This window comes from Nostoc sp. NMS7, from assembly GCF_017115085.1.
In the GTDB taxonomy this organism is placed as follows: domain Bacteria; phylum Cyanobacteriota; class Cyanobacteriia; order Cyanobacteriales; family Nostocaceae; genus Nostoc.
Map to the genome: position 1 here is coordinate 1 of NZ_JABXKJ010000174.1, position 23,765 is coordinate 23,765.

General features: G+C 42.3%; 45 protein-coding genes and 1 pseudogene. 17 read left to right on the top strand and 29 right to left on the bottom strand.

From position 1 onward, the window contains the following. Nucleotides 1-98 precede the first annotated feature (98 nt). The 6 genes from HWQ38_RS19160 to HWQ38_RS19185 all read right to left on the bottom strand — a co-directional run bounded on the left by HWQ38_RS19160 (nt 99) and on the right by HWQ38_RS19185 (nt 3,690). Nucleotides 99-737, bottom strand: a complete 639-nt coding sequence (locus tag HWQ38_RS19160; protein ID WP_292796468.1) for a hypothetical protein — start codon at nt 735-737, stop codon at nt 99-101. Nucleotides 738-803: 66 nt separating this feature from the next. Continuing rightward, the gene (locus HWQ38_RS19165; protein WP_292796471.1) at nt 804-2,510 is read right to left on the bottom strand and encodes a hypothetical protein; all 1,707 of its coding nucleotides are present in this window, start codon (nt 2,508-2,510) and stop codon (nt 804-806) included. Next, nucleotides 2,491-2,769, bottom strand: a complete 279-nt coding sequence (locus HWQ38_RS19170) for a hypothetical protein (RefSeq protein WP_292796473.1) — start codon at nt 2,767-2,769, stop codon at nt 2,491-2,493. Before HWQ38_RS19170 ends, HWQ38_RS19165 begins: the two co-directional genes overlap by 20 nt. A gap of 132 nt (nt 2,770-2,901) precedes the next feature. After that, entirely contained in the window at nt 2,902-3,069 is a 168-nt protein-coding gene (locus tag HWQ38_RS19175) for a hypothetical protein (RefSeq protein ID WP_292796476.1), read from the bottom strand. A 94-nt stretch (nt 3,070-3,163) separates the two neighbouring features. Continuing rightward, nucleotides 3,164-3,439 carry a hypothetical protein gene (locus HWQ38_RS19180; protein WP_292796479.1) on the bottom strand — a complete coding sequence of 92 codons (276 nt, stop codon included), beginning with the start codon at nt 3,437-3,439 and terminating at the stop codon, nt 3,164-3,166. After that, complete coding sequence (locus tag HWQ38_RS19185) at nt 3,436-3,690, bottom strand: hypothetical protein (RefSeq protein ID WP_292796482.1); 255 nt, start codon at nt 3,688-3,690, stop codon at nt 3,436-3,438. Before HWQ38_RS19185 ends, HWQ38_RS19180 begins: the two co-directional genes overlap by 4 nt. A 596-nt stretch (nt 3,691-4,286) precedes the next feature. On the opposite strand from HWQ38_RS19185, the gene HWQ38_RS19190 reads away from it, so the two are divergent. After that, the gene (locus tag HWQ38_RS19190; RefSeq protein ID WP_292796485.1) at nt 4,287-4,745 is read left to right on the top strand and encodes a hypothetical protein; all 459 of its coding nucleotides are present in this window, start codon (nt 4,287-4,289) and stop codon (nt 4,743-4,745) included. Nucleotides 4,746-5,065: 320 nt separating this feature from the next. Then, nucleotides 5,066-5,425 carry a helix-turn-helix domain-containing protein gene (locus HWQ38_RS19195; RefSeq protein WP_292796488.1) on the top strand — a complete coding sequence of 120 codons (360 nt, stop codon included), beginning with the start codon at nt 5,066-5,068 and terminating at the stop codon, nt 5,423-5,425. On the opposite strand, the gene HWQ38_RS19200 is transcribed toward HWQ38_RS19195, so the two are convergent. Continuing rightward, complete coding sequence (locus HWQ38_RS19200) at nt 5,396-5,722, bottom strand: HAD hydrolase-like protein (RefSeq protein ID WP_292796491.1); 327 nt, start codon at nt 5,720-5,722, stop codon at nt 5,396-5,398. The two genes, HWQ38_RS19195 and HWQ38_RS19200, sit on opposite strands and share 30 nt — an antisense overlap. 123 nt (nt 5,723-5,845) lie before the next feature. Further along, nucleotides 5,846-6,082, bottom strand: coding sequence for a helix-turn-helix transcriptional regulator (locus HWQ38_RS40510; protein WP_366933319.1), 237 nt, complete (start codon nt 6,080-6,082; stop codon nt 5,846-5,848). Nucleotides 6,083-6,194: 112 nt separating this feature from the next. Between HWQ38_RS40510 and HWQ38_RS19205 the strand changes: the two genes are divergently transcribed. From HWQ38_RS19205 to HWQ38_RS40515, 7 genes are all read left to right on the top strand, one after another. Beyond that, nucleotides 6,195-6,758, top strand: coding sequence for a hypothetical protein (locus HWQ38_RS19205; RefSeq protein WP_292796494.1), 564 nt, complete (start codon nt 6,195-6,197; stop codon nt 6,756-6,758). A gap of 32 nt (nt 6,759-6,790) precedes the next feature. Then, complete coding sequence (locus HWQ38_RS19210) at nt 6,791-8,032, top strand: hypothetical protein (RefSeq protein WP_292796497.1); 1,242 nt, start codon at nt 6,791-6,793, stop codon at nt 8,030-8,032. A 13-nt stretch (nt 8,033-8,045) separates the two neighbouring features. Beyond that, nucleotides 8,046-8,279 (top strand): hypothetical protein, encoded by a 234-nt coding sequence (locus HWQ38_RS19215; protein WP_292796500.1) that lies wholly within the window; start codon nt 8,046-8,048, stop codon nt 8,277-8,279. A gap of 135 nt (nt 8,280-8,414) precedes the next feature. Then, on the top strand, nt 8,415-9,098 hold the full coding sequence (locus tag HWQ38_RS19220; RefSeq protein ID WP_292796503.1) for a hypothetical protein: 684 nt from the start codon (nt 8,415-8,417) through the stop codon (nt 9,096-9,098). Then, entirely contained in the window at nt 9,095-10,072 is a 978-nt protein-coding gene (locus HWQ38_RS19225) for a DUF5131 family protein (protein ID WP_292796506.1), read from the top strand. Before HWQ38_RS19220 ends, HWQ38_RS19225 begins: the two co-directional genes overlap by 4 nt. Next, nucleotides 10,065-11,534: a thymidylate synthase gene (locus tag HWQ38_RS19230; RefSeq protein ID WP_292796509.1), complete on the top strand. Its 1,470-nt coding sequence runs from the start codon at nt 10,065-10,067 to the stop codon at nt 11,532-11,534. Before HWQ38_RS19225 ends, HWQ38_RS19230 begins: the two co-directional genes overlap by 8 nt. Beyond that, nucleotides 11,531-11,653, top strand: coding sequence for a DUF4346 domain-containing protein (locus HWQ38_RS40515; protein ID WP_366933320.1), 123 nt, complete (start codon nt 11,531-11,533; stop codon nt 11,651-11,653). Before HWQ38_RS19230 ends, HWQ38_RS40515 begins: the two co-directional genes overlap by 4 nt. A 96-nt stretch (nt 11,654-11,749) precedes the next feature. On the opposite strand, the gene HWQ38_RS19235 is transcribed toward HWQ38_RS40515, so the two are convergent. From HWQ38_RS19235 to HWQ38_RS19290, 12 genes are all read right to left on the bottom strand, one after another. Further along, complete coding sequence (locus HWQ38_RS19235; protein WP_366933321.1) at nt 11,750-12,268, bottom strand: DUF6464 family protein; 519 nt, start codon at nt 12,266-12,268, stop codon at nt 11,750-11,752. Nucleotides 12,269-12,277: 9 nt separating this feature from the next. Further along, the gene (locus HWQ38_RS19240; protein ID WP_292796512.1) at nt 12,278-12,493 is read right to left on the bottom strand and encodes a hypothetical protein; all 216 of its coding nucleotides are present in this window, start codon (nt 12,491-12,493) and stop codon (nt 12,278-12,280) included. Nucleotides 12,494-12,496: 3 nt separating this feature from the next. Further along, nucleotides 12,497-12,730 carry a hypothetical protein gene (locus HWQ38_RS19245; protein WP_292796514.1) on the bottom strand — a complete coding sequence of 78 codons (234 nt, stop codon included), beginning with the start codon at nt 12,728-12,730 and terminating at the stop codon, nt 12,497-12,499. Between the two features lie 257 nt (nt 12,731-12,987). Next, on the bottom strand, nt 12,988-13,374 hold the full coding sequence (locus tag HWQ38_RS19250; protein ID WP_292796516.1) for a hypothetical protein: 387 nt from the start codon (nt 13,372-13,374) through the stop codon (nt 12,988-12,990). Between the two features lie 112 nt (nt 13,375-13,486). After that, nucleotides 13,487-13,609 carry a hypothetical protein gene (locus HWQ38_RS19255; RefSeq protein WP_292796519.1) on the bottom strand — a complete coding sequence of 41 codons (123 nt, stop codon included), beginning with the start codon at nt 13,607-13,609 and terminating at the stop codon, nt 13,487-13,489. Continuing rightward, a complete protein-coding gene (locus HWQ38_RS19260; RefSeq protein ID WP_292796521.1) occupies nt 13,593-13,784 on the bottom strand; it encodes a hypothetical protein in 192 nt (63 codons plus the stop codon). The genes HWQ38_RS19255 and HWQ38_RS19260 overlap by 17 nt, the downstream gene beginning before the upstream one ends. Nucleotides 13,785-13,835: 51 nt before the next feature. After that, nucleotides 13,836-14,288, bottom strand: coding sequence for a hypothetical protein (locus HWQ38_RS19265; protein ID WP_292796524.1), 453 nt, complete (start codon nt 14,286-14,288; stop codon nt 13,836-13,838). Nucleotides 14,289-14,308: 20 nt separating this feature from the next. Then, on the bottom strand, nt 14,309-14,527 hold the full coding sequence (locus tag HWQ38_RS19270) for a hypothetical protein (protein ID WP_292796526.1): 219 nt from the start codon (nt 14,525-14,527) through the stop codon (nt 14,309-14,311). A gap of 2 nt (nt 14,528-14,529) precedes the next feature. After that, nucleotides 14,530-14,709, bottom strand: coding sequence for a hypothetical protein (locus tag HWQ38_RS19275; protein ID WP_292796528.1), 180 nt, complete (start codon nt 14,707-14,709; stop codon nt 14,530-14,532). Nucleotides 14,710-14,844: 135 nt separating this feature from the next. Further along, complete coding sequence (locus HWQ38_RS19280) at nt 14,845-15,129, bottom strand: hypothetical protein (RefSeq protein WP_292796531.1); 285 nt, start codon at nt 15,127-15,129, stop codon at nt 14,845-14,847. Between the two features lie 68 nt (nt 15,130-15,197). Then, nucleotides 15,198-15,482, bottom strand: coding sequence for a hypothetical protein (locus tag HWQ38_RS19285; RefSeq protein WP_292796533.1), 285 nt, complete (start codon nt 15,480-15,482; stop codon nt 15,198-15,200). 31 nt (nt 15,483-15,513) lie between these two features. Continuing rightward, a complete protein-coding gene (locus HWQ38_RS19290) occupies nt 15,514-15,774 on the bottom strand; it encodes a hypothetical protein (RefSeq protein ID WP_292796535.1) in 261 nt (86 codons plus the stop codon). Nucleotides 15,775-15,923: 149 nt separating this feature from the next. Between HWQ38_RS19290 and HWQ38_RS19295 the strand changes: the two genes are divergently transcribed. The 6 genes from HWQ38_RS19295 (at nt 15,924) to HWQ38_RS19320 (ending at nt 20,111) form a co-directional block, all read left to right on the top strand. Further along, nucleotides 15,924-16,604 carry a hypothetical protein gene (locus HWQ38_RS19295; RefSeq protein WP_292796537.1) on the top strand — a complete coding sequence of 227 codons (681 nt, stop codon included), beginning with the start codon at nt 15,924-15,926 and terminating at the stop codon, nt 16,602-16,604. Between the two features lie 436 nt (nt 16,605-17,040). Continuing rightward, nucleotides 17,041-18,270 carry a hypothetical protein gene (locus tag HWQ38_RS19300; RefSeq protein ID WP_292796539.1) on the top strand — a complete coding sequence of 410 codons (1,230 nt, stop codon included), beginning with the start codon at nt 17,041-17,043 and terminating at the stop codon, nt 18,268-18,270. Further along, the gene (locus HWQ38_RS19305) at nt 18,267-18,938 is read left to right on the top strand and encodes a hypothetical protein (RefSeq protein ID WP_292796541.1); all 672 of its coding nucleotides are present in this window, start codon (nt 18,267-18,269) and stop codon (nt 18,936-18,938) included. The genes HWQ38_RS19300 and HWQ38_RS19305 overlap by 4 nt, the downstream gene beginning before the upstream one ends. 5 nt (nt 18,939-18,943) lie before the next feature. Beyond that, nucleotides 18,944-19,483 (top strand): helix-turn-helix transcriptional regulator, encoded by a 540-nt coding sequence (locus tag HWQ38_RS19310; protein ID WP_292796543.1) that lies wholly within the window; start codon nt 18,944-18,946, stop codon nt 19,481-19,483. After that, entirely contained in the window at nt 19,473-19,721 is a 249-nt protein-coding gene (locus HWQ38_RS19315; RefSeq protein WP_292796545.1) for a hypothetical protein, read from the top strand. The genes HWQ38_RS19310 and HWQ38_RS19315 overlap by 11 nt, the downstream gene beginning before the upstream one ends. Before the next feature lie 84 nt (nt 19,722-19,805). Continuing rightward, entirely contained in the window at nt 19,806-20,111 is a 306-nt protein-coding gene (locus tag HWQ38_RS19320) for a hypothetical protein (RefSeq protein ID WP_292796546.1), read from the top strand. A 100-nt stretch (nt 20,112-20,211) separates the two neighbouring features. Here the strand turns inward: HWQ38_RS19320 and HWQ38_RS19325 are convergent, their stop codons facing one another. Beyond that, a complete protein-coding gene (locus HWQ38_RS19325; protein ID WP_292796548.1) occupies nt 20,212-20,409 on the bottom strand; it encodes a hypothetical protein in 198 nt (65 codons plus the stop codon). Between HWQ38_RS19325 and HWQ38_RS19330 the strand changes: the two genes are divergently transcribed. Then, nucleotides 20,389-20,715: a hypothetical protein gene (locus HWQ38_RS19330; RefSeq protein WP_292796550.1), complete on the top strand. Its 327-nt coding sequence runs from the start codon at nt 20,389-20,391 to the stop codon at nt 20,713-20,715. The two genes, HWQ38_RS19325 and HWQ38_RS19330, sit on opposite strands and share 21 nt — an antisense overlap. A 42-nt stretch (nt 20,716-20,757) precedes the next feature. Here HWQ38_RS19330 and HWQ38_RS19335 read toward each other — a convergent pair whose 3' ends face one another. The 7 genes and pseudogenes from HWQ38_RS19335 to HWQ38_RS19360 all read right to left on the bottom strand — a co-directional run bounded on the left by HWQ38_RS19335 (nt 20,758) and on the right by HWQ38_RS19360 (nt 23,103). Next, the gene (locus HWQ38_RS19335; protein ID WP_292796552.1) at nt 20,758-21,048 is read right to left on the bottom strand and encodes a hypothetical protein; all 291 of its coding nucleotides are present in this window, start codon (nt 21,046-21,048) and stop codon (nt 20,758-20,760) included. Further along, on the bottom strand, nt 21,045-21,281 hold the full coding sequence (locus HWQ38_RS19340) for a hypothetical protein (protein ID WP_292796554.1): 237 nt from the start codon (nt 21,279-21,281) through the stop codon (nt 21,045-21,047). The genes HWQ38_RS19335 and HWQ38_RS19340 overlap by 4 nt, the downstream gene beginning before the upstream one ends. Next, a pseudogene (locus HWQ38_RS40520) lies at nt 21,268-21,348 on the bottom strand (DUF6464 family protein); the annotation flags it as partial. The gene HWQ38_RS19340 and the pseudogene HWQ38_RS40520, both read right to left, overlap by 14 nt. Nucleotides 21,349-21,354: 6 nt before the next feature. Then, complete coding sequence (locus HWQ38_RS19345) at nt 21,355-21,795, bottom strand: hypothetical protein (protein ID WP_292796556.1); 441 nt, start codon at nt 21,793-21,795, stop codon at nt 21,355-21,357. After that, entirely contained in the window at nt 21,785-22,093 is a 309-nt protein-coding gene (locus HWQ38_RS19350) for a hypothetical protein (protein WP_292796558.1), read from the bottom strand. Before HWQ38_RS19350 ends, HWQ38_RS19345 begins: the two co-directional genes overlap by 11 nt. 16 nt (nt 22,094-22,109) lie before the next feature. Then, nucleotides 22,110-22,760 carry a phBC6A51 family helix-turn-helix protein gene (locus HWQ38_RS19355; protein ID WP_292796560.1) on the bottom strand — a complete coding sequence of 217 codons (651 nt, stop codon included), beginning with the start codon at nt 22,758-22,760 and terminating at the stop codon, nt 22,110-22,112. Nucleotides 22,761-22,911: 151 nt separating this feature from the next. Next, nucleotides 22,912-23,103: a hypothetical protein gene (locus HWQ38_RS19360; protein WP_292796562.1), complete on the bottom strand. Its 192-nt coding sequence runs from the start codon at nt 23,101-23,103 to the stop codon at nt 22,912-22,914. An 88-nt stretch (nt 23,104-23,191) separates the two neighbouring features. Here HWQ38_RS19360 and HWQ38_RS19365 point away from each other — a divergent pair, with 88 nt between their 5' ends. Then, nucleotides 23,192-23,428, top strand: coding sequence for a hypothetical protein (locus tag HWQ38_RS19365; RefSeq protein WP_292796563.1), 237 nt, complete (start codon nt 23,192-23,194; stop codon nt 23,426-23,428). On the opposite strand, the gene HWQ38_RS19370 is transcribed toward HWQ38_RS19365, so the two are convergent. Further along, nucleotides 23,425-23,583, bottom strand: coding sequence for a hypothetical protein (locus tag HWQ38_RS19370; protein WP_292796565.1), 159 nt, complete (start codon nt 23,581-23,583; stop codon nt 23,425-23,427). The two genes, HWQ38_RS19365 and HWQ38_RS19370, sit on opposite strands and share 4 nt — an antisense overlap. Nucleotides 23,584-23,765: the final 182 nt, after the last annotated feature.

Consider the following 23,765-nt stretch of genomic DNA (forward strand, 5'->3'; position numbering starts at 1 on the left):
TATTTCTAACCCTTTGAATCTAGCAGCATAGACCAGATGATTGTTCAAAATTCTGGCAAATATATACTCTGAAACAATAATGCTAGGAATATAGTTCGTCAAGCCACCTCCAAATTTCTCTTACCTCTTCTAGTTCTTTTCGCCTCTGGCATCCAATTGCCAATTTGTACTAGCAACCAAGTAGACGCGATCGCATTTCCGTGAACTGCTTTGGCAACCATTGCAGCACCATTGAAAGTACAAGCCCAAACTACAAAATCTCTTAAGTGAATTTTGTAAGATGACTGCTTTTCCCCGTTGCGAGTCACCTTTAATCCAAGGCTTATCCAGAGCTTAACCGGATCTTCGGAAATGCCTAAGCATTGATGAAGTTGGCGGATGCTCAACCACCCAGCAGACTCATCTAAGTTCCGCCTACTGTCGATAGCTCCTTCTGCCATTAATAAAGAAATGTGTTTATCAAGGGCGTAATGCGATCGCTCTTTCCACCCTCTGAACTTGGCAGTCCGGTTCCAGCGTTTATATAAATTAGGGCTACGATAGACACAGCAAAGATAATCCTCCTCTTCTGCCGACCAGATATCTCTTCCTGTTGCCAACCTCCCTGGCGTCAGAGCGATATCTAAAGGATGATTCTTGATTCTTTCATACAAGGTTAGGCGACTGATTTGAAGTTTGTCAGCCCAGTCTTTTTTACACAGGGTTTCCCCTGTTGTAGGGTGAGTGATTAAGTGCATTTTAACCATCTTTTTTATCTAAGAATCTCGTGAGTACACCAATACTTTCTAACGCATGAGCAAACTTTAACTTGGTACGGGTGTAGTTTGTTTTGAACTAGACTCTATCGTAGAAGTACGTAGCCGGAGGTCAGTTTTAAAGTATCTTTTTGGGCGTTGTTCATTGTCTTCATTCCAAAGTACTTTTACCTCTTCATCGTCTATCTCTTCAATAACTATCCCCTGTTGGCAATACATCGTAGAGTATTTGTCAGAGTGGGAAACGATCGCACCAACAAGGATTGGCGAAAATGCTGGAAACTCAGCCTCATCGTCTGTTTGGGTACTATCCTCGAAACTATTTTTTAACTGAATTATCAGTTCCTTTTCTTCCCGATCCAACTTGTCCCAATAGTCCTGCTTAATTTGCTCGTACTCGGAAGCGACTTTATACAAATCTTCCCATCCAGATCCTTTGGACAGCTCAATCCTGATATCAATAACTGCCTGGTTTACCAAGTGGTTTCGCTCAATACTAGATGCGATCGCACTTGGGTTAGGCTCACACTTCAAGATAGTTGCAGCAGCAGACATCGCTGCCGAGTCATTCAATGCCTTAGCTAGATTCCCCAAAGCCATGCCCATCAATCGCAAGCATTCTTCGGCATCTTCCTTGGGTGGTTCAAGAGCAAGACTTCGCAAATCAATTGTATTTTTGATGGCCGCTTGAACGTTTTTATTCAATCGCTCGACCACCACATCGCTTGTATCCCACCTCTGCATTGGCTTTTGTTGCAGTTGGTTGCGTAACTCTTCGTTGTCTTGTTGCAACCGTTGATTCTCAACTTCCAATTGCCTCAAGGATTCTAATTCGTCTAACCTCTGTTGCAGAGCTATATTCTCTTCTTTGGTACGTCTGGCGATCGCATTGGCCGCATCTAACTGCTCTTTGACCTCTAAAACTGCAACGCTTTGCGCTTGGGACAACAATCCAACTCGCAGCTCATTCTCTAATCGACTCACCTCCTCTCTGTGTTGCTGCTTCAATTGGGCGATCGCTTCTTCATATTCTGGTGGCAGCTTCCTAATGAGGGCAGAAGGTAAATTCTCATCCCTTCTGCCCTCTGCCTCCGACCCTCTGCCTTCGTCAACAGCTGTTAGGTCACGGTTAAAAATCATCTCCCTGGTTTCTGCAAACTGCACAAACTGCTGCTGGAGGTTTGGCGGATCTCCTGATATCTCACCCTCTTGCCCATATAAAGGATGCGTTTGTGATGAAACCCTGACTTTAACCCCTAAAAAGAACCGTGGTTCTTTGACTTTCCTTTCGTTTTGTGGTGGTGAGGGTTTTGGTTTTTTGGGGAGAACTTGCAAGACTGCTTTGGCGAAATCTTCAGAGGTTGGGTTTTCGTTATTCTGTTTGGCTAGGGCAACAACTTGGCGGATTTTATCAGCTTTGTCGGGAAACTTTAGGAGTTTAGCCACAGGTCTTGCTTGACGTTCGTTTGTCACAGCACCTTCTAATTCAGTCCCCCGGAGAGCATTCCTCACCTCTTTGGCCTGGATTAATTGATTTACTCGCCTGTATCCCCCCCATTGGGATAGGTCTGTCTCACAATATTCTTGGAAGGATGAAAAGCCTCCTTCTTTGTAGATATGGCCATCCCGCATTATACGGAGGTCATCGTAATTTTCCCACTCAAGTTGATCGGTAGTTTTTTCAATAGTGGTAAACCTTTGCTTGATACCGTCTGACAGAGTTGGGAAGGAACATCTATCTTGTAGTGCAACCATTTTGCATCCCCTGAATTAAATTTAAATGTTGGTAATTCTGTGTAGCAGTCATGACACTAATGACAACCATCGCTTCTGTTGAATGCAGAGCAGCAGCTACGCCCACTGTAAGCATCGCTAGTTGTTTATCTTGCTTATTGCCCAAGACCTCATGTGGTGGAAAATGCAGGATTTTCCGATGTGCATCGTGATATTTCCCACCAAAACACCGTTGGTGCAGCTGACGCAAAAGAAGCAATAGTGGACTATTGGCACTCATAGCCTTGCCCCTAGTTGCAGAAACAGGGCGCAGCCGGATATATTTAAGATCAAGATAGAACTCCTACTAAATTTTTTGTGATTTTGTGGAGTGAAAATTCCCAACGCTGCTATCAACAGCGTTGGGAATTTCTTATTGTGGTTGCTGCTGTTCTTCCTGGTATTGTTTGTCCATCTCTCTGGCGATCGCCAAAAGCCTTTCTTTAAAAACCCTTGGCACCCTGATAGTAATTGTTTTACCTGATTGCCAAGTAGGTTTATAGTCGATAAGGTAGTCTCCTTTCTGTTTCTTCTGATCCATTGCCTAATTTTTAACGCTTTTGTTTGATTGTACAACAAAAGCGTGTGACAAGCCCATATAATAAAGACAATAAAGCAAAATTTGAGTATGCTACTCATCTTCTATTACCTCCTAAACACGTAGATACATAAAATCTTTGCAAAGACTCTTCCAAATCCTCATCCATAAAGCAGTACAAGTCAGTCCCCAAGTCAACAATCGCAACTTGCCGCCAATCAATTTGCCGCTCAATTAACCACTGCTTAATCAACCTGTCCGATATATTCTGAAGCAGAATGGAGCTACAGGCTCTTGACAATCTTGCCCAGCCAGAAGGGTCTTCGTGCCAAGATTTGTAGTTAAACCTAGATTTGGTGTGTAAGTGCATCATTCTCTCCTTCCCCAAGGCAGAATCGGACTTAAAGTCTTGAAAGATTCTCTCCTAACCAACCGATACACTACTGCTGCGTTGGGCGATTCGTCTTTGAAGTAATGCTCGATTTTTCCTTCTGCCTCCAAAGATGCGATCGCAGTCCATAATTCGGGATATCGGGCAATCTGTAAGGCATCTTTAAGTTCGCCCGCAAAGCGATCGCCTTTCCTCAACTCCTCAATGATTTGCTCTTTAATTGGTTTCTCCATAACACCTGGGAATAAAATAAGTTGGTTTCATCGAATACACAGCAAAGCGCCAATTTTGTGCTTTAAAAAACTAGTATTTATGGGCTGAAAGCTTCTGATTAGGCGGTTACAAGCTTATGTTTAAATTACTTGAGGGGAAAAAGTATAAAAAAACTAATAATTAAAAACTCCTTTGTATTATTTAAATCAGAAAACAAATTCCGTGTAAAAACTGTGGCTTTTTCATTGTGTATATGTAATAATGTTTGTGAATAAATAAAAACCTGTTGAACATACTTTTTGTTCAAAACCTGCCTGAGCCAAATTAAAAAATGCGGTAATCAGATGGTTGGTTACAATTGCACTACTTGGTCTGCCAAGATTTAGGAGTAGTGCTAGTTTTTATCAGAATGCGTCATGGGTCTTACCTGTGGCGCGTTTTGGTTTGAAACTTATTTTCTCTTCTTCATCTATCCTGCGGTATATATTTCTCCATTAATTTGCCGACATTTTGCACTCGTCTACATATACATTTCCTTTATTAAACACCATACGCGGGAATTGACGCAATTAATTTAACACATACGCTAGAAATATCGTTCTGATTGCGTTGTCCGATGAAGAACATAAAATTGTGTGGCAATGTTCACAATTCTGGAGATGAGTGTAGTGGTAAGAAGGGAGACTCAAGAAAACTACGAAGGCGACAAAAAAAATGTGGTTCTTTACCTGACTCCGAAGGTGAAAGAAGCCTTCGATTCCTTAGCAAGAGGGTTCGGGCTGAATCGCAGCCAACTAGCGGAACAGATTGGGAAAGGAATAATCCCCTTGGGCAACCAAGCCAAGGAGCTAGTGGCGCTGGGAAAATCGCTGCCCATCTGATTGATGATTGCCGGAATCGCATCAAGCGAAACAATCACCAGATTGCTCGAAACGAGCGAAACATCAAGTTTTTAAAGGAGCAAATTGTCCATTTAGAGCAAGAACAGGTTGATCTTGCTTCTGAAAATGAACAACTTCTTACCGAAATTCTTGATTTACAAGAAATTCAAAATCAGATGGTTGACCCTGAATAGCGCCTGCACTTGCGGGCGTTTTATTTTCGGGTTTTAGCGATCGCCCCGAATTGAGGCCAGAGCGATCGCCAGGAGTTCAAGAGCTAAAAGTGAGCCTTGAACGCCGCACTAATAGTGATGAACGCACTATTCGTGTTTTTTTGAAACAGATATCAGGTTGATATCCGCCTCATAGACGAATCAGAAAATATTCGTTTACGAGGAGAAATAAACATCTATCTTTAAGGCTAATGCTTTTTGGCTACTAATTTAGTCAGTATTGTTAAATTAATTAGTAGTCACGAAGAATACATATAGTTTGCGTAAACCTCGCCAAAATCATGGACGATGGAATTTGGTTGACAATTGTGACCTTGCAAATGGATGATTTGGCGAAGCAGCGATTGATAGATTTATTGGTGCGGGTGCAGGGCGATCGCTCACAGAGAGAATTTGCCAGAGATTTAGAAATAACCCCAGGCGCTCTTCAAAATTGGCTACTAGGTCGTGTACCTTCGTCAGATAATTTGCAGAAAATTGCCACAGCCGCCGGAATGACGATTGAGCAATTGTTTAGTGAATTAAAAGGGGAATCCTCGGTTTATGTACCGAAGGTAGCCGAGGATGTGCTGCAAATTGCTCTGCAACTGAATAATGAGCAACGACGGAGATTAATTAAGCTGTTGATTGACACTATCTAGGTTCTTAGCTTCCAAAAATTGCAGTTGTGCTGGAGTGACTGCATGAGTAAACACGCCAGTCCTAAACCTGTCCCGCCATACGTCAGCAGGACAGAAGTTAATCCCGGCATTGATAGCCGACTGTTCGTCCTCAGTGCGATCGCCTATCATCCACGCTTGGTCAACAGTCTTCCCCTCATCTTCAATACCTACTAGTACGTATTGGATCATTCCGAAGTTGGGCTTACGATACTTGCCTTCTAGTGGCTCCAAATATCCAATCTCCGTCGGTACTTCTTCCTGGCAGACAACAAACAACTCTTTCCCTTCAAAATCAGGGCAGAAATAGATTTCTTGTAGCTCCGGGAATAACCCAAGCGTAAATTCAAACTCTTCGCAAGTCGCATCTAGGGTCTTGTGTCCTGATGCAATAGACTACGCCTAGTCATAGACACGCTCCAACAAGTCTGTGACGGTTACTTGAGTGCCCGACAGCTTATCTAGCGCTTTGCATAGGTTGTCTAACGAATCGCCGTCCATTCTAGGAAGCGTATCCGCGTTTTTCATTCTAGTTACAGAATTTGGGTGCATTCCAAGCTCTGAGGCTAAGTCTATAGCCTTTATTTTGTGCCTAGCCATCAACTCTCTTAAAGCCCATTTAATCACTGTTTGTCCCATATATATCAATACCTCAAGTTTACTCTTCCTCCCCAATATACTACAAACTTACGTTAGACAGTGATAACTCACTTTAAGCAATTGACAATTCACTATCAAAAGGTGATAATGAGTGCAGACACTAAAAAGGGCGATCGCCGCCTCCACCACGAGTAAAGCGATCGCTGATTTGCATAACTCACTTCAGGAGATTAATCCCGTGTCCGTAACTCAATCTGAAATCAAGTTAAATTTGGGCAAACTTTATAAATTATCTTCTGGTGTGGTAGCTCAATATATTGGTCGATGGGAAGATAGACACTACGGTTTTAACTGCCTGAACAAACCTGACGAATCGATATTTTTCTTGACTGAAGATGAAGCATTGAACGCTGTACTTGCGGATATCAACTTAATGTTGTTTGTAGAGATCGCCGACGATAAAATTTTACAAGCTTCCCCAACTTGGGACGGGTTAAGTCTTAATTCTCAAGAATATAGGCGACATAGCGAATACTCGCTAGTGGCATTTATTGGGGAATATGGTGACAAGCACGTTACTATCCAGTGTTCTTGCTCTAGTAAGCCTTTTAGCTTGAGCCAGATACAGGATTTAATATATGCTTCACCTGACGAGTTGATTCAATCAACTTTGGATTATTGGAACTCTGCTGAATTGGTCGCAACAAGTAGATAGAAGTTTTTACAAAGCCACTCAGAGGAGCGGCTTTGTTACCAGCTGATGAAAAGAACAGTAGTATTGTAGCAAGTTATTTGCCTGCTAGACACTACACACAATGCCGTTTTAGTACTAAAGAAAGAGAAAGTTTTATGGCGATCGCAGGATTAACAAATAAAGACCAAACCTTTAACTCCTTGGGTAGAGTTGAGGTGAAAGTTTTTAAGGGAACCAGAAAGCAGATTGGAACCACAAGGGAAGGAAAAGAATACGAGGGATACGGGAACGACTTGGGGAGTAAACTACGGATAACATCCGATAATCGACTTATCCGCACGATTTTAAATTCAAGTTATGGCCCGCCAGATGCCAACGGAGACTTCCTAACTGAAGAATTGCGGGTTTACTTCCCCTTTGACGAAGTGGAGAGAACCTTTGCTACTTCGATGTCTGCTTACAAGGGGTCGGGGTTAGAGATTCAGTGCGATCGCACCAACATCCTCAAAAAATGCGTGATGCTCCAAGACAGCAAAGGCCAATATCGACAGATTGTTGACTGTAATGCCCCATGTCCCATGCAGGGGAAACCGTTATCCATGAAGTGCGATCGCGGGTGCAATGCTGAGGGGCAATTGTTCTTTTATGTCAAAGAACTGCTGGACAAGGACTTGATGATTGCTGGACGAATTGCACTGCACTCACTGGAAGATGTCAGTTATGTTGATGCGAAGTTGCGAGAATTCAAGGAAATGCTCGGAACAATAACTAATTCCCCTTTCCCCTGCTGGTGGTATCGTCATAAAGTCCCGTTCATCCTGTCGCGTACCCAAGTTAAAATCAAAACCCCGGTGGTTGAGAATAAGATGCGGACTGGGAAGAGGGCGGATAAAGTGGTTTGGGCGATCGCGCTGCAAGTCGATCCAGAATATATGGAGTTACGCCGAGCTTGGATGGAGCTTGAGGAGCGCAGCAGAAGACAGTTACCCGTGTCGCAATCGGTTGTCAAAGGCTTACTGCGTGGGGATACTTCCGTGATTGAAGATATTGATGCTATTGATGTAGAAGTTGTGGAAGTTCCTGCACAAGCTCATATTTTAGCTGCTGCGCCCCTGTGGATGGACTGGAAATCGCCGCAAGATGCGATCGCATGGGCAATTGAAAAATTACCATTGGTATCGGAAGATCAGTTATGGCAACAGTTTAACGATTTGGAGCCTATAAATGGTAAGAAGGCTCCTGCGTGGTTTTCCATGATTGAAAGTGTAGTGGCTCAACAAAAATATGCAGACTAGATAGGATTTTCTTATGACCGCACACATTCACATAGACTTAACTGGAACAAGTAGAAACCCACTGTTGAGTATTGCTCCCCTTGATATGTACATTGCAGTAGGGTTTGGGAAAGCTCAAATTCTCAAAGATGGCAAAATAATTTACGACGGGGAAGATGAGGAAGACGAAGCTGAGATTAAACAACTTTTGGAGTTTGAAGCGATCGCGCAATCTGAATCCACAACACAATTATCTATGCCATCTTAATGCTCCGCTTTGGAATGCAACATGGGAGAGGCATGACTGGTATTTATTTTTGAGGTCTGGGGATTGGAAAGTCATTGAGGAGAGTAATGGCAAGACGGGAATTTGGGTTTGTATTGAAGCAGGGGAGGGGTTTGCGTGAAAGAACGACCGCTACTCTTCAAGGGTGAAATGGTTCGGGCAATACTTGAGGGTAGGAAAACTCAAACGCGCAGAGTGCGATCGCTTGAAATTATCAACCAAAGCCCTGATAGCTTCAAGTTTGAAAGTTTATCAAGCGAGAAAATCAAAAAGGATTTAGTCGTCATTGCTAACTTCACCCAATCTACTGGCAAATTACTACGTATTCCTTATATTCGTTGCCCCTACGGTAAACCACAGGATTTATTCTGGGTGCGGGAGACATGGCGGCAAGCACTCTCTGAAACTCACGAATGCTACGCCTACCGTGCCGACATGACTTATCAGTGCGGCAAGCCTATGCCGCCAAATGATTACAGTACAGTTGGGTGGAAACCTTCAATTCACATGAAAAAGGCGATCGCACGTATTTGGTTGGAATGCACAAGTATTGGTGTGGAGAGATTGCAGGATATTACTGATGAGGGTGCGATCGCGGAAGGGGTAGAACGACATTCGTTGGACGAAAGCAAATGGCGATCGTACTTGTACCCTAAAGAACCTTGGGCTTACACTGTCAGCGCAAAAGAGAGTTTTGAATCCCTGTGGAAATCAATTAATGGTGTTGAGTCTTGGGATAAAAATGATTGGGTTTGGGTTGTGGGGATTAAAAAAATTACAAAAACAGGTGTTTCGTTATGAGTACCAGCATCTCTTGGACGGATGAAACGTGGAATGCGATAACTGGATGCTCCCGTATCAGTGCTGGTTGTGCTAATTGTTACGCTGCTACAGCAGCAGCATCCCCAAGGCTGCAACAATTCCCGCAATACCAGAAAGTTGCAGATTGGGATGGAACTGTAGAATTTGTAGAGTCGCAGCTACTCAAGCCACTTTCATGGAAGAAACCGAAGCGGATATTCGTCTGTTCGATGAGTGACTTGTTCCATGAAAATGTACCCGATGAATGGCGCGAGCGCATTTTTGCAGTTATGTCGTTATGTCAACAGCATACTTTTCAAGTTCTCACAAAGCGACCAGATAGGGCATTGGAATATTTTAACCAACAATCGCTTTGGGCTAAATGGTATGAAGCAGCTTCATGCCATCTTTGGAGTGCCATTGGCGAGAAATTTGGAGGATTAATTAATCTCCAACAGCACTTTAATAAGCAATCTTTTCCCTTGCCTAATGTCTGGATTGGTACAAGCTGCGAGAATCAAGCGATGGCTGATAAGCGCATTCCTGTTTTGTTGCAAATTTCCGCAGCAGTTAGGTTTTTAAGTTGTGAGCCATTACTGGATGAAGTTAATTTATCTCATTGGGTGGGGTGTAATTGCCCTGCTGATTGTTTTGGACAAGATCCACACAATATTTATTGTCCAAAATCCACAAACTTTGTTGGCAATCATTTATCTTGGGCGATCGTTGGTGGTGAAAGTGGCAAAGGTGCAAGAGAGTGCCATATTGATTGGGTGCGATCGCTTGTACAGCAATGCTTCATTGGAGATGTTCCAGTGTTTGTGAAGCAGTTGGGCAGTAACCCTCTTGGGTCGTCACCATACATTGATGGTGTGGCTTGTGTAAATTATTTTGTCAAGCTGCGCGATAAGAAAGGTGGTGATATTTCAGAATTCCCAGAAGATTTACAAGTTAGGGAGTTCCCTGATGTTTAGTTATCAAGCGCAGCACAAGCCCAGCCAGTTAATTTATGGACAGGGACAAACAGCAGTAATTACCGGGTGGACAGTTAAAGAGGCGATCGCTAAACACCTACAACCCCAAGAGTACGCTGTAATTGGGCAGTTATACTCACCCACTCGTGGGGTAAACCTGCTGATTCGTAACTTATTATTAAATCCCCATGTGCGGTATTTGGTAGTACTTAATGCTACTAAAGAAGATGATAATGCAGGTGCTGGAGAGTGCTTGCTAGACTTTTTTGATCAAGGATTTAAAAAAGGCGTATGCGACACTGGAAGCGAGTGTTGGGTAATTCGCTCCAAAATCAGAGGATATATTGATTTTGAAATCGATAGTAGTGCGCTGGAGACTTTGCAGGATTTTATAATTTATTATGAAGCTAAGTCAATAAATGATGCTATCAGGATAGTTAAAGGCTGCTCTGGTTCAAAACTAAGCCCTTGGGGTCTGCCGATGGAATTCCCAATGCCTGTCCTACAGCCAACGGTTTTACCAGGGCCGCGCTATGGGCATCGAATTGAAGGTAAGACGATCGCCGAAACTTGGGTAAAAATTATCCACCGAATTAAGACAACGGGAGTAATCAGACCGAATAGCTACGACGGGCAATGGCAAGAATTAATTGACTTGATGGCGATCGTTACCGATGAACCAGATAATTTTTATTTTCCAGAACCCAATTATCTCCCTATTGATCGCCCTTTCTTAGAGAAATATATCTCACAGATTTTAGAGGATGCGCCTATTACTGTGGGGGTCAAGTACACCTATGGACAACGATTGCGAAGTTGGTTTGGCTATGACCAAATTGAGCAAGTGATTGAGAAGCTAGTTAACGAAATTGATGCTGCTAGTGCAGTGATGAGCTTGTGGGATGTGAAAGACCATCTTACAGGTAGCAGTCCTTGTCTTAATCACATTTGGTTGCGAGTGGTTGACAATCAATTATCCTTAACTGCAACCCTGAGAAGCAACGATATGTTCTCTGCTTGGCCTGCGAATGCTTTTGGGTTGAGGGCTTTACAGCGATATATTAGGGATAAGATTTGTAGGCGCTCTGTATATAAATTGGCAATGGGGCCATTAATTACTGTTAGTCAATCCGCTCATATATATGATGATACTTGGGATTCGGCGGAGTTTTTAATCAAAGAGCAGTATGCAGGCATGAAAAGAAAAATTGATTATCATGACCCTAGCGGAAACTTTTTGATTGAAATTATAGAAAATGAAATAGTTGTTAGCCAAACAACCCCTGGTAGTGGTGAAGTGGTGAATTGTTATTGCGATCGCAATCCCTTGAAATTAATTAGAGAAATCTGTGCAGCAACACCAGCAATCCGTGCAGCCCATGCCGGATACTTGGGTATGGAGCTACAGAAGGCGGAAAGTTGCTTGAATACAGGGGTAAAATACATTCAGGATGCTCGTTGATCAGGCCACTGAGTTGCAGGTGGTCAAATCAAGACCATGCCGGATACTTGGGGATGGAGTTACAAAAGGCTGAAAATGCTTTGAATACAGGATCGGAATACGTTCAGGATAGGGACTAACAAAAACGATCGCACTTTTAGGTGATCGCATGGCCATCATAAAATTTCAGTGGGATGTTGTCAGCTACTGCAAAATAACTACCCAACTATTATCACTCAAAAATCAGTTTTTGAGTAGTACTGACAACCTTCACAGGTTTCTCTTTCAGGCCTGATCGCACATCTCAAGTATGGCGATCGGGCATTGTTTTCACACGTCAAATCTCCAATAAAATTCTTGGACTGAATTAGCAAAATCTGCTCTGAGATGCTAGTAATTGAGCAAGAGGCAATGCCTCTTAACATAGGCTCGTAACTTTCTGGCGGCAAATTTTCACATAGGGATAAAACCAAAGCCGTTGCTTTGTGTCGGGTCTGACCCGGTTGGTGGGCTATAAATGCGATGGCTGCTTGTACAAGCGCAGATTTTCGCAACTTTCTTTTTTTCCGCTTTTGTACAACTTTGTCAGCGTAAAAGTATCCACACATTAATTCTACAGGAATCAATAATAGTCGGATATCTAAATGAGATGGTATCCCTGCTGAAAATAAATCAAATGTAACGGCAGCGTTGAAAACTAAACTAAATGCGATTAAGCTATCAGTTATCCAATCCCATAACCAATTTAATTTCATAAAAATATCTTAATAATTAACTTTAAACCCTTTAGCTTCCAGAATTTTACCTACATCGCTACAAGCGGAAAGTACTCTTATCAACTGTTCATCATTTAAATTTTCAAGCCCAATCATCTGTGAATTGATAGTACCTGCAATCGTAATCTCTCTAGTTGACTCAATGGGTTTATGAGGTCGAATTAATACAAATTCTCCGCTATCGTGTTGGATTGGTATACTCATAATCTAATTTGCATTTCCAATACTTTCTATTAACTTTAGTGGCGCGAATTCTTTAATAAATAAATCTTCCCTTGTTTCTACTTCTACCTTTGGATCTAAAACTTTTCTAGTCGTTATAAAAGAGCCGACAATATCTGTTACTTCCCAAATACTCTGGTCTGGTATTACTAACCATGTATATCTTTGCCCGATTTTAATATTTTCTTTCTCTTGAGCCGATATTCTTTTGAAAGCCATAGCTATTCGGTAAACTACGTAATTAAGTTTTGATGCCCGTCTCTCCGGGCTGCCACACCACTCGCTTTTCTTTATGAATCCACAACAGGTGTCGAAGGGGAGCCGTTAATAGCGAATTACAGCTAAAGCCAACGCAATCCCTACACTTGCCAACAGTTTCAAGGATGGTCGGAAGAATTTAAGCACAAACAAAAAAACAAATGATTTGACGGGGCGTAGGCAGATATAGCTGCATAGTTTACCGCACTAGGCATCGCTCAACTAAAAACAATGTTTTCTTCTTCATCGTAAGCTAATACTAGCCCATGGATAAATTTTTGAGTTTTTGTACGCCAGTCGCCTATGTGCCCAGAATTGTCCTCGGCAGGAAGTAATGGTAAAACTTGCTCTAGCCTTCGAGCTATTTGTAGGCAATCCCGCCAACCTATTTCCCCTTCACAATCAGAGTGATGCAACAAAATTATTAATGGATCTGGTTTAAATAGTTCCCATCGAATAGGCAAAGATTCATTGATTTGTTTCTTCATTTCTTCGTGGGGTACATACTTAATAGGATCTCCTACTTCTCCCTCTATCCAAAAACCTTCCATCAAACACAAAGGAGGGAACCCTGCAACTTGAGCTATTTTTGTCCTCCAAGTCATGAATGCAGTATATGAACCCTGCCAACAATCGTGAGAAACACTCAACCCCATATTTGTCTCCAAAATAATAATGGAACTAGTGCGGTGCCTGCGGCGGTAAACTACGCACCTACTAAACTATCACGACTAAGGTATATAATCCCTTGATAAATAACAAATTGTATAGTGCGATGCCTACGGCGTTATCGGTGCGATCGCGCAAGCACTTGATATCACATTTAGAACTTGAGGTCATCTTCAATTTTTTCAACTACATACTCAATAAAAAGATAAACAATGAAGCCCCAGAAAGCTAGAAATACAAAGCCCAATACCATCATTCCTGTCTGAAATAATTTAACTATCCCAAAAGGTGTTGCAAACAAAATTAATATTGGCAGTATTGTACTGCGAACGAAGTTTGGTTTCATTTTCTCGCCTGATTTGTTGATTGTACCCAATTCAATAAAAGCGATCGCATTTTAAATTAACATAAATGGAATGTTTGCAGCATTTGCATATTGCTCACATTCAGCATTACCCAACATCAAACATAAATTTCTATCTATCTTAGCCGCATAATCATATCCAGATGACTGTCGTGCGATCGCTAGTTCAATAATACCAGTACCAGGGCTTCTGTAAGTCCCAGACAGACTGTTAAACTTTTTCCACACATCATGAACGGCTACAATACCTCTCTCTCGGTTACAAAAATAACATTCTTTCCCACTTTGGTCAGGAGAAAAGTAAAGTTCTCTAACTTTGGGGAGTGCAGATAAAATTACTTCACTAGCTTTTGGTATTCTAGGCAGATCCATGTTCTCGTTTAAAATGCCTACAGCATAATAACAATTATCAAAGCTATCTATCACCCTAGACAGCCTTTTGGGAACCAATATATCGCTGAGTTCAATAAACAATATCTTTTTCATAGTTACTGCGATCGCGCAAACTAATAATTAACCTTAAAACCTTTGGACTCAAGAATTTTACCCACATCACCACAAGCAGTGAGTACTGCTACCAATTGTTCGTCGGTCAAGATATCAAGACCAACGCATTGAGAAACTTCAGTGCCGACAATCGTAATTTCTCTGGTTTCTTTAATAGGCTGATGGGGACGAATTAAGACGATTTCCCCGTTACTGTGTTGGATTTCCTTGACAACCATTATTATTTTGTCTCTTGGCGAACTTTCTTTTGTGCAAAATCATACCCAGCCATGATTGCATTAGAAAACCATCCAATCATGGTTTCTTCATCGGTTGCGATCGCGGGGTTCTCTTTTGCGATTTTCACAAATTCTTTAGCCCAAATTTGAGCATCTGCTGTCTCCGGTATTTGATTATTCATAAGTCACAACGATAATAGTGCGATCGCATATAAAGAAAGCGCTGTTCTAACTAAAAGTAAAGGATCTAAAATTAAAGTGTTCCTCTGCATACCCATGTCTGCCTCCAAAATAATATTGTATGGTGCGATCGCATCTCAAGTATCAGATATCATAATTTTTCCATCAGCATTTAGCCATCCTTGGCAGTTCCCACAAAAGTTGTTGATAATGTCGTTGGGATTGTAGCTAGTTTTGCCACAAACTGGGCAAGTTATAGAAGGTGGTGGGGTTAGTGCCTCTTTCAAGGCTTTCATCCCTCGAATAATCTCATCAATTAACTCAGATTCTTGCAAAGATGTAATTCTTTGGTAGTCAATTGCCCATCGTAAACGACAGCAAATGTTTAAGTAAATATCTTCTAACCACGACCTAGTGTTCATTAAATGCACCGCCTAATAAATATTAATTGTGGGTGCGAGGTGCGATCACAACATCAAGGGCACAACGCTTACGCACTGTCCGTCGTAAACATCGCAGATAATTCAGGCATATACATCCATCCGATAACCTCTCCGGTTGTCTCAACTATCCCGTCGTGACACCAATCCCATCCAACACAACGCCAAGTATCATCACCATTGGCATCACGATCATTGAACCCAATAGTTCTGAAAACTTCGTTATCTTCTGTAGGATGCCAGTCGTCTTTATTTGCTCGTACCAACAATAAAAGCCAAGTTCCGTCTTGTGGTGGAGCGTTTTCTTCTAGTTTGATGAATGGGGTAATGTCCATATTTTACAATTTAAAGTATTGTGCGATCGCGTTATCCCACTACAAATATCGCTTTTTTTGAAATTCCGTACTCTGTCAAATCGTCTTTATGAACAAAGCGATATTCAACACCAACCATTGTATTAACATAAGCCATGTACTTATTAGCTGTATCTGCTAATACTATTTCTGCCGCTTTGTAGTTTCCTTCTTTGGAGAAATTTTGTATAAGCTTCCATTTTCTTTTTCCAATTGTTCTGCAAACTAAAACTATCTCTAGATGAGTACCCCGCCTTTTGATTCTCTTGTCCATAAATATTAATTGTATATGCGATCGCACAATAATAAATATTAATTGTAGGTGCGATCGCATGGTAAAATAACATTAATGCAACAAACCTCTGCTGGACACAGAGGTTATTAACCGTTGCAGAATCCACCTAATAGAGTAGGCAATTCACTTTGAATATTACCACAAAAATCTACGTCTTAATTGACCCTAGAGACGGCAATATCTTCTATGTTGGTCGTACAACCATGCGTCTGAGCCAACGTTTACATACTCATGTCACAGATGGGAAAAAAGAACGAACAGCGAAAGGGAAGTATATTGCCCGTATACTCGCTACTGGATTAAGACCGCAAGTCAGAGAGATAGAATCGTTTGTTAATGCAAGTAGAGGAACTGCGATCGCAAAAGAGGAGGCTTGGAAGCAGTTCTATGGTATAACCCATACTTTAGCTAATACTGGTGGCGCTGAACTTGGTGGGCATGGCACTAATCAGCGAATCCGTTGGACTCCTGAGACTCTAGCTATGCTGGGGAAGCAAACTGATACCTATATGGCTGAGTTGATGGGGTGTGATCGCAAGTCGGTTGAATATCAGAGGGGTAAGCTAGGAATACCTCGATGTCCACAGACTAATTTTGTTGTTCCTCCTAGTGGCGGATGGAATAAAATCAAACTTCCTGATGAGATAATAAAGCAAATAGGAGAAGTCGCAGGACACACATTAGCTCAATCAGCCAATGTGTGCATAAGCGTCATAAAGAGGTATAGAAAGGAGTTAGGGATTACTAAAGCTGTGATCCGAGGCAAAAACAGAAAGAGCGTTGAAAAGGAAAACGAAGAAAAGTTATAATTCTTCGTCATCTCGCGGATAAAAATGCGATCGCTGTTTAAAATCATTTAGAATTGACGACAGTAAACTTCAAACATTAAAATGAAACTGTCGTCTTTGCGAAGATCGCTGGACAAATCCAATAAAAGCCGACGAGGGGACTCCACCCAAGATAAAATAAACGAGTTGTGGAGTCCCCAAGACGGGCCCCAAACTCAGGCATTTAACCATACAGCGCAAGAGGCGCTCTATGGTGGTAGTGCGTTTTTATACTTTTAATATTAAGTAAACCTGCTATTTAGCTATATTAATTGGCCATTGATTTGGTACTGGTAGTAAGGGGGGTGGTAAGACGGCTCTTCTCCTTATCCTTGGAACCACTGCCCACAAAAGATCCATTATTTTCCGCCGTGAATATCCCCGTCTCAAGGACATAATTGAGAAGTCACGCAGTCTTTTGTCCCGTATAGCCAGGTATAACAGTAATGATAAAATCTGGCGTGGCATCCCAGGCGATCGCACCTTAGAATTCGGCGCAGTCCAACGCGAAAACGATGTCGAGGCATACCGAGGCGTTGAACACGACCTAAAGGCATTTGACGAACTAGGGGAATTCACCAAAAAGCAATATGAATTCTTAATAACTTGGAACCGCTCCTCAGACCCAGAGGCTAGATGTAGAGTTGTAGCCACTTGTAACCCACCCAGCAGCGAAGAATCGATGTGGATTAAGGAATACTGGGGAGCGTGGTTAAACCCAGAACATCCAAATCCAGCGCTACCTGGGGAGATTCGCTGGTACGCGATGGTGGATGATGTGGAGACGGAAGTACCGAATGGGGAGGCGTTTGAGCATAACGGGGAAATGCTCGAACCGCGATCGCGCACTTTCATCCCGTCCAGATTAGAAGATAACGCTTACTTGAGAAATTCTAATTACCGAGGGGTGTTGCAGAGGTTGCCGGAACCACTGCGATCGCAGCTTTTGAGAGGAGACTTTACCACGGTTGCAAAGCAGGACGATCCTTGGCAAGTTATACCGAGTGTTTGGGTTAATTTAGCTATTAAACGGTGGACTCCCGTACCCAATGCGCCACAATCACATTTAGGAGTAGACGTAGCAAGAGGCGGGAAAGCCGAGAGTATCATTGTTTCCCGACACCACTACTGGATTGCCCCAATCATTGCTTTTCCAGGTACAGAAACACCCGATGGTGATTCTCTTGCTGACCAAATAGCTATAGTGCGGAAGTCGGCGAAGGTGGAGATTCGGGTAGATACCATTGGGGTTGGTTATGCCGTAGTAGATGCGCTGAATCGGCGTGGTGCTAAGTTGGTATTTGGGCTGAATGGTGGTGGGGCAACCGAGGTTTTTGATAAGAGTGGGCTGCTGCAATTCTTTAATTTGCGCTCTCGCTGGTGGTGGCACTTACGCGAATTGCTTGACCCTGCTAATGGGTACAATGTAGCGTTACCCAACGACCCGAAACTAATTGCTGATTTAACTACTCCCCGATGGTATCGCACTGGGTCAAGGAACAAGTTTGGGGAAATTAGGATAGAGGCAAAGGAAGATATTATGAAGAGATTAGGGGGACGCAGCTGTGACAGAGGCGATGCTCTAGCGTATAGCTTCGCTGAAGATGTGGATGATGCCAGCAGTTACGATTGGATGAATCAATTATGACAGAAGAAATTAGAACTACTCAATACATACCAGACTGGTGGAAAGACGAAAATCGGAGAAAAAAGGTAATGTTGGAATTAACTAGGAAATCTATTGAAGAAAGACCATTATCTAAGAGTAGAGTTGAAAGTTTCTTAGAGAAAATGCGTTTGCCAAAAACTACGATTAGGCTGGGCACAAGCCTTCGTGCTACTGGTCGAACCACTAGGATGATTCTCAATATAATTGAGCTATTGTCACAGGGCAGCAAAGTAATTTTAATATGTGACAATATGAGGTCTGCTAAATTCATAGCAGATAATATTGCTAAATACTGCCGCGAATTGGGCATCGTCAATAAACTTACATCCGTAGAAAGCTTAAGTCTTTTAGACAAAACAGGCTATATCAACCTTCGTGGATATCATGAGGTAGAAATAATTGTAGACCACTTCGCCGTAGAACAATTCATTGAAAACTATGTTTCTCAATCAAAAAACTTTTTTGGATATGAATACCAACTAGAGCTATTAAGAACTCACCCACGACTCAAGCAGAATAAAGCTACTTTCAACGGTATCCTAAGAATGTACTGTATTGCGATCGCACTTTCAGCGATAGTTCAGTTTTTAGAATTTGCTTCGGACAAGAGAGTATTTGAATTGATAATGTATGGTGTTGTTGATTGAAAAAGGTGCGATGGCTTCGCCCGCCGCAGGCATCGCACTATCTGGTTTCCCCCGAATTGCGCTTGTTTAATGTGTGTCCGCCCCACTCGTGGCAAGTTTCGGCAAGGGAGTTCACTGTCTCCGCCCCAGCACCTACGCCTTCTGTCCACGGGTTATGTTTAGGCGATCGCAATACTATAATACATCTGGATGACCCAATTGTGAAATATCACCTTGAGCTAGAGCGGCTATCTAGGCTAATTCGCCAAAAACGTGGCACGAATGGCTTGCGCGAAGTAGCTAACGAAACTGGTATTAGCCAATCTACACTTTCACGGGTTGAGAGGGGTCAAACACCAGACCTCTCTTCATTTATAGCCCTATGCAACTGGCTAGATGTGTCGCCGTCTACATTCTTTGGAAGCGATGAAATTAGCAATTCTCTGTCTGTGCCAGATGCGATCGCCCTCCAGCTACAATCAGACAAGAATCTTGATCTAGCAGTTGCTAACGCTTTGGCTGTTCTTGTCAAAGCCGCTTATCGTGAACCCAAAAATGAATCTTGAAGATGAATTCAAAAGAATCGCTTACGAGAGAATGATCGCTGATTTTGAAGAAAACCTCAAACTCAAAAGAGTCGCTCACAAGAGAATGATCGCTGACTTTGAAGAACAACTCAAACTAAACCGAGCGATTAGAAATATCGAAGAACAAGAAGAAATCACTATTCGCTACAAGTGTTATATTGCGATCGCTTGGATAGTTATTTTGGGAAGTACATTACCACTTTTTTGGGTCAACTAATGCGATCGCAGAAGTTCTCGCAATTCACGAGAACTTTAATATGCCTGCAACAATGGTTTAGATGAATTGAAGTGCGATCGCCCTATGCCACTAAAACAAGAAGAACTAGGTGTGCTATTGTTATCTATAAAATATCCATCCCCAGCAAATGACAAGATTTTTGAATTGTTATTTGATGACGAGATAACCGCATCTATTGCTCTTGCTCAACTTACGGGGTTTAGCCCTGTTCCTTGCTATGAATTTCGCTGGTTTTATAATCATGAACTCCCTGTTCCGATTGGAACACCACAGCACAGAGCGTTGCTAAGAAGATTTGGGTGTATGTGGCGATGGGAAGAGGCAGAAGACGCACAACAAGAGGAAGCTTGGTATTTAAGGGAGGGTTAGCGATCGCACTTTTTCAGTTACCTTTTTCAGTTACGCGGTATCTCAGGTAGCGTATCGAAAAGAAAATTGACTCGCCACCTACCGAGTCTAAATCCTTTTTTCAGTCCTTTTCTTTCGCTGAAAAGTGGCGGGTGTTTTGTGCGATCGCACTATCTGGTTTCCCCGAATAGCGAAAAGTTTCCTGTGTGTCCGCCCCAGAACCTACGTCTGCTGTCCACGGGTTATCTTTAGTGCGATCGCAATAGTATAATACATCACAAAGTACCCGGAGGCTTAAATGGTTAACAAATTTGGACAACAAGCAAATCAGCAATTTCTAGAATCGCTCCCAGATTTAAAGCAAAAAGCGATCGCTAAAGCTATTAACTGGAGACAGGAAGATTATCACGGGCGGCACTCAACATTGTACGTTGCCTATGATGACGGAAGCGTAGGATGGGAAGTTTGGCAATGGTGTAGCGAACAATATCTAAATGACCCTATGGACTTTCTTGACCGCATAAATATCCCTGGAGTTGACCATATTACCAGATACAGACTGCTGACACAGTTTGCTAATTGCGTTCAAAGAACTCCTAATTGGAGCGAGGTTAACAGACATTAAGCAAGCGCAGTTGTATGAATAATGAAGAATTAGCGATCGCACTTAAAGATAATAGCCGAAGTGATCCTCAAATTCCTCATCGTCATCATTCTCACCTAACTCATTACGCACTTGCTCGTCACAGTTTTCGCACAGACCTTGAATGCCACCCCAAGTAGTAGCGAAATCAAAACGCTCAACTCCTGCCCAGAACTGTCCACACCCATAACAAAAACCTTCTTTTGGTGCGTGTTCGACACAGTAGCGATAATCTGGTTCATCGGTTTCGTTGTCTGAATAAAAGCAGTCCGTTACGCTTTCTTCAGTACATTCTGGGTATTGGCAGTGTGTCATAAACCTCTATCAAAAAGAAAATTGACTCGCCACTTACCAAATCTAAATCCTTTTTTCAGCCCTTTCCTTTCGCTGAAAAGTGGTGGGTGTTTTGAGCGATCGCATATCGATGCCCCCTTACCGAAAATCCGAAACCAAAAACCACCTTCACTTGCTGCACATCCAAATATGCTTTTGTCCAGAACAGATAAGGAAAACCGATATTTGTCTGCTGCAAAACTAAATAGTTTCATAGTGAATACTTTTATAGTGAGGGCATTCTCCGCATTTACTCTTTGGGTTAACAGCGCACTTGATGAAGCGCGATCACGCATTGAACTTGCACGAAGGATCTCCAAGATATATCTTCTGCAATTCTATCCGTTGCGCCTCTTCGATCATCTGTGCATATCTTTCTGGAAAATAAATATTTTCCCCGACTTTATACTCTACTAATTCCCTTCCTTCCTCAGTCAGCATCCATCTGGCTTCACAACTGTAGCTTGGTTCAGATCCTATATCAATTGCAATATCTCTGCGGGGAAGCCTTGGCAACGGGGCAGGACAATTTCTAATGCGAGTAAATTCAGCACCGACTAGTTCAGTTATCCCCGCTAAGGCACTAAACGTTGTTTCATTAAACCTAGCGATCGCGGATTCTACCTCTTTGAAATCAACCGTAAATCTAATCTTTATTGACTTTTGAGGGATAGCTTGCTCTTGCTTGTATCTGTGTCGGTTCCTTCTTCGCTGTCTTCTATTCATCATTTTCTTTCGCTAAACAGTCGAGGATATTCTGTGCGATCGCGCTTCGTTGCCCTTCGCTTAATGAGAATCCTTTACCCAATTCAATGTCAGTTAACTCACGTTGCTCAGACCGCAATCGAAGCCGGACACCTTCAGGGTTTGTCTGAATCAACGACCACTCTGGAAACTCAGATTTGAATTCTGCGTACTCAACATTCGCTAGCGCGATCACATAACCAACACCGTACTCTTTTGCGATCGCCTCCATCTTAGCAAGTGCTTCTTTCAGTTTTGGATCGTGGCTTTGTGTCTCAGACATAGCTACCTACTATCTATCAATAATTAGATATTTCCACGTCTACTATCTCATGTTGCAGAGCATTTACTGTCACCGCACCTCCACTCGATATCGCCTTCACCGTCTTTTTCTCAAACTCATCCAGTGCCGCGCTAATCTCAACCTTGACCGAGTTAGGTAGGATGTTAGCATCTACCAACTTCTGAACCGCTTCCATCTCAGCATGGTACGTGGGTTTAGCTTCTGCCAAATCAATCGCTTCTCCCCAACTACCCAACCCAGTTTCAACCATGACATTCCCCGCATTCACCAAAGGCGCGATCGCACTTGGGGGATATGCTTCTGTGGGTAAATCCTTCATCCGCGATCGCATTTTCTCTAAGATTTCAATACCAAACTCTAGTTTCAGTTGGTTAGCCCTAATTCTGGCTAATTTCCACTCTTCGATGCTGCTGGCACGGTCAAAGCACTTTTTAACGGCTGATTCGGTCACAGTCCGCTTTCTGTCTTCGATCAATTGATTTAAGTATTCTTGGAATTCAGGCTTTTTCCGCCATTTCCCAATGGTGACGCGATCACATCCAATTGCTTCAGCTGTCCGCGCATTATTTAAGCCTTGGGAGAGCAAATTAGCTGCTTCTTTTTGACTAGAATTTAACTCTTTCTTTAAAGGTGGTTCACAAGACATGGGTTAGTTGACAGATTTAGGTAACATCTAGTCAGCAAATCTAACTTTTGACTAGGATTTTAATCTTTAATATATCAAATGCGTTAGCAAAGCTCGCCGTAGGGATCACATTTCTCTCACAAAAGTAGCAATGCGATCGCATTGTGTGATCCTATAAGTCTTGTAACTTTATATATTCCGTCCCCCTTATTGTTTTTACACCGCCAGTCTCGTAATCTAAATTTTGGGGGTCATTTTCCTTAATCCACTCCTCCATCAATTCTCCTGCTTCTCGTTTCGTGAGGCTAGCAGAAACCATCTCTATCTGCTCAACCGGATGGTTTTTTAATCTGATAGCCAACATAAATTACTCTAATCATCTGCTTTTATTATAAAGTTTTATTGCAAATACCCTGAAAAGAACCACGGTTCTTTGACTTTTGAAGGGTTGTATGGTATATAATAGCATGACCGAAAATAGAGAAAATCTTTATCCAGAGCAGATACTCCAGAGAATCATCCGCCACATCCCTATAATTATCAGAAACTTTCAACAAGGCGTGAGCATTAATCTTTTGGCTCAACAACAGCAATGCAGCACAGATGTTATTGAACAGATTATTCGTCTAGGGTTTATATGCACATTTGATATTACGCCTGCGCCACTAGACGATCTTGATCAAAGCTAAGAAAATAGTTTGATTACGTTAAACACAAAATCAGCGACGTGTGATCCAGTAGCAATACCCTTCTGCACGACTTCTCTAATTTCTTCTACTTCAGGCTTTTTCTTTTTAGGACTAGGTTGTGGATTAGCACCAGTAATTTTCTTCTTTTTTGGCATTTTAATTACCGATTAAGTTGTTTAGATAGTTGCAGGAAAGAACTCAATACTTTTCAATACGACGTTGTAAGTTAGCGGGGATTTATCCTGTCCCTCGTCTGTCCATAACACTAAAAGCATAGAGTCTGGGTAAAAGTAAATATGCGGGTATTTACTTCCGGTCTTGCAATCTGCTATTTGTT

What these genes read in the sequence shown, in the direction of transcription:
- HWQ38_RS19160 (WP_292796468.1), bottom strand. Translation starts at nt 737, where the DNA reads ATGCACTTAATCACTCACCCTACAACAGGGGAAACCCTGTGTAAAAAA.
- HWQ38_RS19165 (WP_292796471.1), bottom strand. Translation starts at nt 2,510, where the DNA reads ATGGTTGCACTACAAGATAGATGTTCCTTCCCAACTCTGTCAGACGGT.
- HWQ38_RS19170 (WP_292796473.1), bottom strand. Translation starts at nt 2,769, where the DNA reads ATGAGTGCCAATAGTCCACTATTGCTTCTTTTGCGTCAGCTGCACCAA.
- HWQ38_RS19175 (WP_292796476.1), bottom strand. Translation starts at nt 3,069, where the DNA reads ATGGATCAGAAGAAACAGAAAGGAGACTACCTTATCGACTATAAACCT.
- HWQ38_RS19180 (WP_292796479.1), bottom strand. Translation starts at nt 3,439, where the DNA reads ATGATGCACTTACACACCAAATCTAGGTTTAACTACAAATCTTGGCAC.
- HWQ38_RS19185 (WP_292796482.1), bottom strand. Translation starts at nt 3,690, where the DNA reads ATGGAGAAACCAATTAAAGAGCAAATCATTGAGGAGTTGAGGAAAGGC.
- HWQ38_RS19190 (WP_292796485.1), top strand. Translation starts at nt 4,287, where the DNA reads ATGAAGAACATAAAATTGTGTGGCAATGTTCACAATTCTGGAGATGAG.
- HWQ38_RS19195 (WP_292796488.1), top strand. Translation starts at nt 5,066, where the DNA reads ATGGACGATGGAATTTGGTTGACAATTGTGACCTTGCAAATGGATGAT.
- HWQ38_RS40510 (WP_366933319.1), bottom strand. Translation starts at nt 6,082, where the DNA reads ATGGGACAAACAGTGATTAAATGGGCTTTAAGAGAGTTGATGGCTAGG.
- HWQ38_RS19215 (WP_292796500.1), top strand. Translation starts at nt 8,046, where the DNA reads ATGACCGCACACATTCACATAGACTTAACTGGAACAAGTAGAAACCCA.
- HWQ38_RS19225 (WP_292796506.1), top strand. Translation starts at nt 9,095, where the DNA reads ATGAGTACCAGCATCTCTTGGACGGATGAAACGTGGAATGCGATAACT.
- HWQ38_RS19230 (WP_292796509.1), top strand. Translation starts at nt 10,065, where the DNA reads ATGTTTAGTTATCAAGCGCAGCACAAGCCCAGCCAGTTAATTTATGGA.
- HWQ38_RS19235 (WP_366933321.1), bottom strand. Translation starts at nt 12,268, where the DNA reads ATGAAATTAAATTGGTTATGGGATTGGATAACTGATAGCTTAATCGCA.
- HWQ38_RS19240 (WP_292796512.1), bottom strand. Translation starts at nt 12,493, where the DNA reads ATGAGTATACCAATCCAACACGATAGCGGAGAATTTGTATTAATTCGA.
- HWQ38_RS19245 (WP_292796514.1), bottom strand. Translation starts at nt 12,730, where the DNA reads ATGGCTTTCAAAAGAATATCGGCTCAAGAGAAAGAAAATATTAAAATC.
- HWQ38_RS19250 (WP_292796516.1), bottom strand. Translation starts at nt 13,374, where the DNA reads ATGACTTGGAGGACAAAAATAGCTCAAGTTGCAGGGTTCCCTCCTTTG.
- HWQ38_RS19255 (WP_292796519.1), bottom strand. Translation starts at nt 13,609, where the DNA reads ATGACCTCAAGTTCTAAATGTGATATCAAGTGCTTGCGCGATCGCACC.
- HWQ38_RS19260 (WP_292796521.1), bottom strand. Translation starts at nt 13,784, where the DNA reads ATGAAACCAAACTTCGTTCGCAGTACAATACTGCCAATATTAATTTTG.
- HWQ38_RS19265 (WP_292796524.1), bottom strand. Translation starts at nt 14,288, where the DNA reads ATGAAAAAGATATTGTTTATTGAACTCAGCGATATATTGGTTCCCAAA.
- HWQ38_RS19270 (WP_292796526.1), bottom strand. Translation starts at nt 14,527, where the DNA reads ATGGTTGTCAAGGAAATCCAACACAGTAACGGGGAAATCGTCTTAATT.
- HWQ38_RS19275 (WP_292796528.1), bottom strand. Translation starts at nt 14,709, where the DNA reads ATGAATAATCAAATACCGGAGACAGCAGATGCTCAAATTTGGGCTAAA.
- HWQ38_RS19280 (WP_292796531.1), bottom strand. Translation starts at nt 15,129, where the DNA reads ATGAACACTAGGTCGTGGTTAGAAGATATTTACTTAAACATTTGCTGT.
- HWQ38_RS19285 (WP_292796533.1), bottom strand. Translation starts at nt 15,482, where the DNA reads ATGGACATTACCCCATTCATCAAACTAGAAGAAAACGCTCCACCACAA.
- HWQ38_RS19290 (WP_292796535.1), bottom strand. Translation starts at nt 15,774, where the DNA reads ATGGACAAGAGAATCAAAAGGCGGGGTACTCATCTAGAGATAGTTTTA.
- HWQ38_RS19305 (WP_292796541.1), top strand. Translation starts at nt 18,267, where the DNA reads ATGACAGAAGAAATTAGAACTACTCAATACATACCAGACTGGTGGAAA.
- HWQ38_RS19315 (WP_292796545.1), top strand. Translation starts at nt 19,473, where the DNA reads ATGAATCTTGAAGATGAATTCAAAAGAATCGCTTACGAGAGAATGATC.
- HWQ38_RS19320 (WP_292796546.1), top strand. Translation starts at nt 19,806, where the DNA reads ATGCCACTAAAACAAGAAGAACTAGGTGTGCTATTGTTATCTATAAAA.
- HWQ38_RS19330 (WP_292796550.1), top strand. Translation starts at nt 20,389, where the DNA reads ATGGTTAACAAATTTGGACAACAAGCAAATCAGCAATTTCTAGAATCG.
- HWQ38_RS19335 (WP_292796552.1), bottom strand. Translation starts at nt 21,048, where the DNA reads ATGACACACTGCCAATACCCAGAATGTACTGAAGAAAGCGTAACGGAC.
- HWQ38_RS19340 (WP_292796554.1), bottom strand. Translation starts at nt 21,281, where the DNA reads ATGAAACTATTTAGTTTTGCAGCAGACAAATATCGGTTTTCCTTATCT.
- HWQ38_RS19345 (WP_292796556.1), bottom strand. Translation starts at nt 21,795, where the DNA reads ATGATGAATAGAAGACAGCGAAGAAGGAACCGACACAGATACAAGCAA.
- HWQ38_RS19350 (WP_292796558.1), bottom strand. Translation starts at nt 22,093, where the DNA reads ATGTCTGAGACACAAAGCCACGATCCAAAACTGAAAGAAGCACTTGCT.
- HWQ38_RS19355 (WP_292796560.1), bottom strand. Translation starts at nt 22,760, where the DNA reads ATGTCTTGTGAACCACCTTTAAAGAAAGAGTTAAATTCTAGTCAAAAA.
- HWQ38_RS19360 (WP_292796562.1), bottom strand. Translation starts at nt 23,103, where the DNA reads ATGTTGGCTATCAGATTAAAAAACCATCCGGTTGAGCAGATAGAGATG.
- HWQ38_RS19365 (WP_292796563.1), top strand. Translation starts at nt 23,192, where the DNA reads ATGGTATATAATAGCATGACCGAAAATAGAGAAAATCTTTATCCAGAG.
- HWQ38_RS19370 (WP_292796565.1), bottom strand. Translation starts at nt 23,583, where the DNA reads ATGCCAAAAAAGAAGAAAATTACTGGTGCTAATCCACAACCTAGTCCT.